This is a genomic window from Roseovarius amoyensis (assembly GCF_003260265.1).
Lineage (GTDB): Bacteria > Pseudomonadota > Alphaproteobacteria > Rhodobacterales > Rhodobacteraceae > Roseovarius > Roseovarius amoyensis.
Genome location: NZ_QITQ01000055.1, coordinates 1 through 6522 on the forward strand (window position 1 = coordinate 1; position 6522 = coordinate 6522).

General features: G+C 55.8%; 6 protein-coding genes. 5 read left to right on the plus strand and 1 reads right to left on the minus strand.

Features of this window, described 5'->3' with window-relative positions; translation table 11 throughout:
• Positions 1 to 160 precede the first annotated feature (160 nt).
• Both DL899_RS18840 and DL899_RS18845 read left to right on the plus strand, forming a co-directional pair.
• Positions 161 to 1264: an ATP-dependent nuclease gene (locus tag DL899_RS18840; protein ID WP_162685667.1), complete on the plus strand. Its 1104-nt coding sequence runs from the start codon at positions 161 to 163 to the stop codon at positions 1262 to 1264.
• Positions 1257 to 2672 (plus strand): UvrD-helicase domain-containing protein, encoded by a 1416-nt coding sequence (locus DL899_RS18845; protein ID WP_204355369.1) that lies wholly within the window; start codon positions 1257 to 1259, stop codon positions 2670 to 2672. The genes DL899_RS18840 and DL899_RS18845 overlap by 8 nt, the downstream gene beginning before the upstream one ends.
• A gap of 558 nt (positions 2673 to 3230) precedes the next feature.
• Here the strand turns inward: DL899_RS18845 and DL899_RS19770 are convergent.
• Complete coding sequence (locus tag DL899_RS19770; RefSeq protein ID WP_204355370.1) at positions 3231 to 3518, minus strand: hypothetical protein; 288 nt, start codon at positions 3516 to 3518, stop codon at positions 3231 to 3233.
• A gap of 134 nt (positions 3519 to 3652) precedes the next feature.
• Here DL899_RS19770 and DL899_RS18855 point away from each other — a divergent pair, with 134 nt between their 5' ends.
• From DL899_RS18855 to DL899_RS18865, 3 genes are read left to right on the plus strand one after another with little or no spacing between them, the layout of a single operon-like run.
• Complete coding sequence (locus tag DL899_RS18855) at positions 3653 to 4267, plus strand: type IV toxin-antitoxin system AbiEi family antitoxin domain-containing protein (protein WP_111735857.1); 615 nt, start codon at positions 3653 to 3655, stop codon at positions 4265 to 4267.
• A complete protein-coding gene (locus DL899_RS18860) occupies positions 4260 to 5132 on the plus strand; it encodes a nucleotidyl transferase AbiEii/AbiGii toxin family protein (RefSeq protein WP_111735858.1) in 873 nt (290 codons plus the stop codon). The genes DL899_RS18855 and DL899_RS18860 overlap by 8 nt, the downstream gene beginning before the upstream one ends.
• Positions 5129 to 6241 carry a toll/interleukin-1 receptor domain-containing protein gene (locus DL899_RS18865; protein ID WP_111735859.1) on the plus strand — a complete coding sequence of 371 codons (1113 nt, stop codon included), beginning with the start codon at positions 5129 to 5131 and terminating at the stop codon, positions 6239 to 6241. Before DL899_RS18860 ends, DL899_RS18865 begins: the two co-directional genes overlap by 4 nt.
• Positions 6242 to 6522: the final 281 nt, after the last annotated feature.

The window sequence follows — 6522 nt, forward strand, 5'->3', positions numbered from 1 at the left end:
GGCCCTTGGCGGCAGACCACCCGCCGTGGTCTATTGGCAGAGAAATGAAACAACCAACCCCGATCAGCAGATGCAAAGAGTAGCTTGAATTACGCCAGATCCTGTCCAACCGATGGGGAGTAGCTCAGGCAATGACGCAGATGCACAACTGGGAGATGCGTTGGCGTCGGTCAAAAAGGCAGCCGATGAACTCGGCATCCCGATCGGTGCAAAAGCACAGGCGCTTCTCGACACACATTCTGTTTCTGTCACGGGCGGATCCATCGCGCTGCACGATGAACACGGTGTGCCCCTGCGCGGCCTTGGCCTAGGTTCGACGCGCCTCTTGATTGCGGGCCTCCAACGCGAAGTGGCAGCGGTATCGTCTATCCTGCTGGTCGACGAGGTTGAAAACGGTCTGGAACCACATCGGATCATCCGGTTATTGGGGTCTTTAGGGGCGAAGGAACAGGTGCCGCCGCAACAAGTCTTCGCAACGACGCACTCACCAATCGTTTTGAGGGAACTTGCCGCGAAACAGCTTCGTGTTTTACGTCAGTCAGAAGGAAAGCACGTCGCGCGTTTGGTTCCTGATACTGCACAAGGGACGCTGCGCAGCGCACCCGAAGCTTTCCTGGCCCCATCGGTTCTGGTTTGTGAGGGAGCGTCTGAAGTCGGGTTTGTAAGGGGCTTTGAACAACACTGCACTGCCCATGGCCGCCCCTCGATCTTTGCCTGTGGCGTCGCCCTTGTTGATGGCGGTGGCGGTCATCCAGACCGATTGTACGAAAAGGCGACGGAGTTCGTGAAGTTGGGGTATCGCGCTGCGGTATTTCGCGATGCTGATCTAATACCCGACACACAAATCGAAGCCGCTTTCCATCAAACAGCGGGGGCTACATTTACTTGGCATGCTGGGCAATCGTTAGAGGCAGCAATTGTCGGTAACACAGGAGATGCGACACTCTTGATTCTCATGGATTACGCTATTGCAGAGCATGGTCAGGAAATGGTCGCGGCGCATGTTCAATCATCGTCAGCCAACCAAGAAACAATAGAGAACCTCCGTGCAATTCTTCATTCGCCGCAACATGTAATCTCACCTGCTCAGCGAGATATGATTGTTACAGCATGCACCACCAAGAAAAACCCTTGGTTCAAGACAGTCGGCCGTATGGAATATGTGGCACGCAATATTCTGGCACCGAACTTCGGAAATGTCAGTGAGGATTTTCAGAACCGCGTGAATGCGCTTCTCGCTTGGGCGCAAACGCCTCATGGCTGAGATAGATCTGCTAAATATCACTTGCGGCAGCGTTTCCGCGCCTGCTGGATGCGGGAAATCGCATCTGATAGCGTCGGCATTGCAACGCCACGTCGATCCGAAACCGATTTTGATACTGACGCATACCAATGCCGGTGTTGCAGCGCTCCGTGCCCGACTGACGCATATGGGTGTCCCGCAAAGTGCGTTTCGGATTACGACGATCGACGGATGGGGAATGCGTCTCATTGGAACGTTCCCGCAGCGCAGTGGCCATGCGGACGGAACACTGGACCTCAACAATCCAAGAGATGATTATCCCGCCATCCGTAAGGGGACGCTCAATATTCTTGCTGGCGATCATCTCAGGGACGTACTCCAGGCGACCTATGCCCGTCTGTTTGTTGATGAGTATCAGGATTGCATTATCGAACAGCACACGATGGTATCGAAGATTGCGGAAGTCTTGCCGACCTGCGTTCTCGGCGATCCCATGCAGGCCATTTTTGGTTGGGGCACCAATGTTCTCGTCGATTGGCAGGCCGATGTTCAGACCCGCTTTCCGGCTGCGGGAGAGCTGGATGTTCCATGGCGTTGGCGCAATGCAGGGACCGAAGACTTTGGACGATGGCTTTTGGCTGTGAGGGCCGCGCTTCAATCGGGTCAGCTCATTGACCTGCGCCAAGCACCACCTGAGGTGGAGCTGATTTCAGTGACGGGTGACGACGATATCCAGAAGCAGACGCAGGCTGCAAATACGCGAGCGCCGGTAGATGGTGGGAGTGTCCTAATCGTCTGTGACGCCAAACGACCACCACGGCACCGGGATATCGCAGGACGAGCGCATGGGGCAGTCGTAGTGGAAAATGCAGATCTGACCGATTTTATCCGGTTTGCCGAGGCGTTTGATATGCGCGCGCCGACTGCGGCGGCGGAGCTGATAGACTTTGCTGGTAGCACAATGACTGGCGTCGGCGCGGCACAAATGAAGCAACGGCTCGGCGTATTGCTGGCGGGGCGAGAACGGACGCCGCCAACAGATGCTGAGAGTGCGGCGCTGGTATTTGCAAAATCGCCGAGTCCGGAAGCAGCCGTGGCCGTGTTGGTAGAGATCAATAGGCAAGCGGGCGTTTTTCCGCTTCGTCCGGCCTTGGTGCGCTCTGCCATTCAGGCATTCAATGGATGCGTGGATGTCGATGACTTTCATGAAATGGCGGTTCGCGCGCGGGAGCAGTCCCGCGTCAAGGGCCGGGCCTTGCCGCGCCGGGCCGTGGGCAGCACTTTGCTTCTCAAAGGATTGGAGGCTGATGTGGCCGTAGTAATTGATACAGATCTGCTGAATGCGCGCGATCTCTATGTGGCCATAACGCGCGGTTCTCGAAAGCTTGTGATGTGTACGACGAACCCAGTCATTGTAAGACAGGCTTAGCGAAGCCGTCCTTAACTTGGTCTTGAGCGCACGTAGACAGCTGAGGTTTTCTAGACGGGTCGGTTTGGATCAAGAGCGTCACAAGGGAGGGGCTTATCACCTCCCGCCCGCACCACCTGTCGAGAAGGAAATTGCAGTGCCGATACCAAAATATGCTGAAGGCATTCCACGTCAGCGTCTGGTCCAGATTTTGTGTATAGGCACTTGCGGGCGAACACGCTACGCCGAAGTGTCCAAAGTGCCGTGGTCGCGGGATGGGCGGGAACCGGACCCTGAGCTCTACGCGACGCGCCTGAAATGTGGGCGTCAAGCGCGTGACAATTGCAACTGGATGTCGGTGTGACAGGTCTGATGGTCCGGGTTCGATGATAGCTTAGGTCCCCCAGCCGCGTTCTTCTTTCAAGAAGATCATCGCGTCAAATGCGGCCAGTTTAGCTGCATCTTCGGTCTTGTGCGGTCGCTTCGAAGAGACTGACCTGCTCGTGGCGCGGTCTTCGATCCGGGCACCCCACAGAGTCGGCGTCCTTTGAAATACGGTGATGTTGAACCCGTCCGTATTCAGATAGGCATTCCCTTTGTCGAGACCTTCCATTTCCGGCTGAGCCAGCGCTGTTTGCGTTGGGCGGCGTTTCGAAGGGCGCGTTCTCGGCGACGCGGTCCTTCGTAGTCGTTTTCCATGTTCTCTGCGCAGACACATCCGACGCCGAGGCCTTCCGGATAATCCGGATGTTCCATATGGTGGACATACCGGATGTCCTGGGTCTCGCACATTTCACAGACCTGATCCGGAGCGCCGAGATCGTCTACTGACGTACATGTCCAGCCTTTATGGGGAACGCCGGGCATGCTCCATTTTCCTGCCAATGTCCTGACCCCCTTTATAAATTTGCGCTTTCAACAACCGAACTGACTTTACCGGTAGCTGTGTTAGTGATACTAAACCTCAGAATGTAGGTCCAGAACTTGGTGGTTTGATATCAATGCCAGAGGGCAAAACGCAGCGTGATCAAGCAAAAGAGATGCTCCGGAACCGGGGCATCGTCCGGCTGTCTGAATTCAAGGCGGCAGGTATCACGGCTGCGGCCATCGGCCGGATGCGGGATGATGGCGAGGTCATTCGTCTGGCGCGGGGCCTCTATCAACTGCCGGATGCGCCGCTGGATGCCAATCACAGCCTTGCCGAAGCGGCGAAGCGTGTTCCCAAAGGCGTTATCTGCCTCACATCTGCGCTGGCTTTTCACGAACTAACTGACCAGCTCCCTCGGTCCGTCTGGATGGCGATCGGGAAGAACGACTGGTCCCCGCAGGATGAGCCAGCGCTGCGCATTGTTCGGTTTACGGACGCTCTGCTGGCCGAAGACGTCGAGACGACATCGATTGAAGGCGTCTCGGTAAAGGTCTTCGGTGTGGCCAAGACCATTGCCGATTGCTTTCGGCATAGGCGGTCGGTTGGTCAATCGGTTGCCCTAGAGGGGCTTCAAGAAGCGCTGAGACAGCGCAAGGCCACCCCGGCAGAGATCGCACGCTCGGCCGGAACGGGTGGCGTCTCGACAATTGTCCGTCCTTATCTCGAAGCGCTCACCGCAAATGGCTAAAGAGATTAAGAATATTGGCGCTTCGGTGCGCGCACGCTTGCTCAAGATCAGCAAAGACAGCGGACAAAACTATCAGCTCATCCTGACCCGCTATGCCAATGAGCGCTTGTTGTATCGCTTGGCTGAGTCTTTGCATGCAGAACGCTTTGTTCTCAAAGGCGCGGTCTTGTTGATGACCTGGTTCGATGAACCTTTTCGCGGCACCCGCGATGTCGATCTTCTGGGCCACGGAGATCCTGATCCGGACGCAGTGCTCGGCGTTTTCAAGGACATCTTCGCAAGCGAGGCACCGGACGGCGTCCATTTTGACGCCGAGGGCGCGCGCATTGGACGTATCCGGGAGGACACCGAATATGGCGGGCTACGGATCAAAACCACCGCTGATGTCGGCGGTGCCCGGGTGTCGATCAGCGTCGATGTCGGGTTTGGCGATGCGATGGAGCCCGAGCCACAGATTCTTGACCTGCCAGGACTTCTCGACATGCCGGTGGCCACGCTGCGCGGCTATGCCCGCGAGACCGTGGTCGCGGAGAAGTTCCAGGCGATGGTAGCCCTCGGTCTCACCAACACGCGGATCAAAGATTACTACGATGTCTGGCTACTGAGCCAATCGTTCGAATTTGACGAGACGCAACTCGGTCGCGCAATCGCGGCGACGTTCGAACGGCGCGAAACAGAGATTCCAAGGGATATCCCCGACGGACTGACTCCTGCCTTCAGCCAAGATGAAGCCAAGCAGCGACAGTGGGCAGCCTTTGCGCGGGATGTTTCCGTTGATCCCGGCTCGCTAGATCACGTTGTCAAAGATCTGAGCAAATTTCTGATGCCGCATGCGGCGCTTGCGGCTGAAGGGGAAAAGAAATGAGAAATGTGCTGACGGTCGGGATTACCTACACCGGGGACGCCATCGACGGGGTCGAGATCGACAATCTCGGTTTGTGCCAACCAAGAGTGGATCATGATCGATCTGCCTATCCTCTCTATGAATACGATACCATCATAATCAACCCAGCAAGCTACACGCATTTTTTGTTTGGTCAGGCCGGTGAGTTTTCGGATGAGCTTTACGAGTTGGGCAAACTGAAGGGGCAGAACGATCGATATGATTTGGACTCCGCTTTCGACCGCGAGGACCGGCGTAAGGAGATGGAAGCTGCAATAGGAGATGGCGCAACCGTTGTCTGGTGCTTGTCAGAACCGAAGCGGGTTAATTTTTTCGGCTATCGTGAAACCCATCTCGGATATGTGGCACCAAAGGTGGCGCGGCTGTTGAAGCGCTCCGAGCTTCTTGTGAAAAAAGGGCGCAGGATCGGTTCAATTGATGCTGACAGTCCGTTTGCACGTTACTTTGAGACGCTCTCCAGAACAGGTGGTTGGACACTGTGCCTGTCGGATCCTGACGACGGTTACATGTCGACCGCGGCGACGCCAGAGGGTTATAGCCTCGGCGGTGAAGTGGCGCTTGGAACAACCACTGGTTGGCTTCTCACACCTCCAACGTCAGAAGAGGCTGCGAACCAATTGGTCCGCGACAGCTTGGCGTTAGAGAAAGCCGACCCGCGACATGAGAAATATCACGGCATTTTTCTAAGTCATACTGGCGTCGATAAGCCCTTCGTGCGCCAGCTACGAAAAGATCTCCTCGCTCACGGCGTTGAGAATGTGTGGCTGGATGAGGCGGAAATCGATATCGGCGACTCTCTGATCGCCAAGATCGAGGAAGGCATGAAGCTCAGTCGCTACATCGCCGTGGTTCTCTCAAATAAGTCGATTGGCGCACCGTGGGTGAAAAAGGAACTTGACGTTGCAATGAACCGCGAGATCTCTAGCGGTGAAGTCGTTGTTCTGCCTCTTCTTTACGAAGAATGTGAGTTACCAGAGTTTCTTAAGGGGAAGCTCTATGCCGACTTCTCCAAGCAGGAAGACTATGAAACGGTGCTGGGCAAACTACTGCGTAGGCTTCGGATTGCCTGATGGGTGAGCTTGGGTCTAAACCTAGTGACGAAATGATGACTGCGTTGTCGGAGTTGTGGCGCGTTCGTCCGCCAGGGCCCGACAACATCCTCGCGCATCCCGCGTTCGTGAAATTACGCGAAGCTTGCCGTGTGGCCTACCCGAACGCGGGCAACCCAACTTCAACAGTTAAACGCGTAAGTGATTGATATTATTGATGCGGGATATCTGCTTTTGCCACAACCGGGCCGTTTCAGGAGGGTGTTTTCAGGCTCAGTGCATCGAAGAGTTCCAATTGCTCC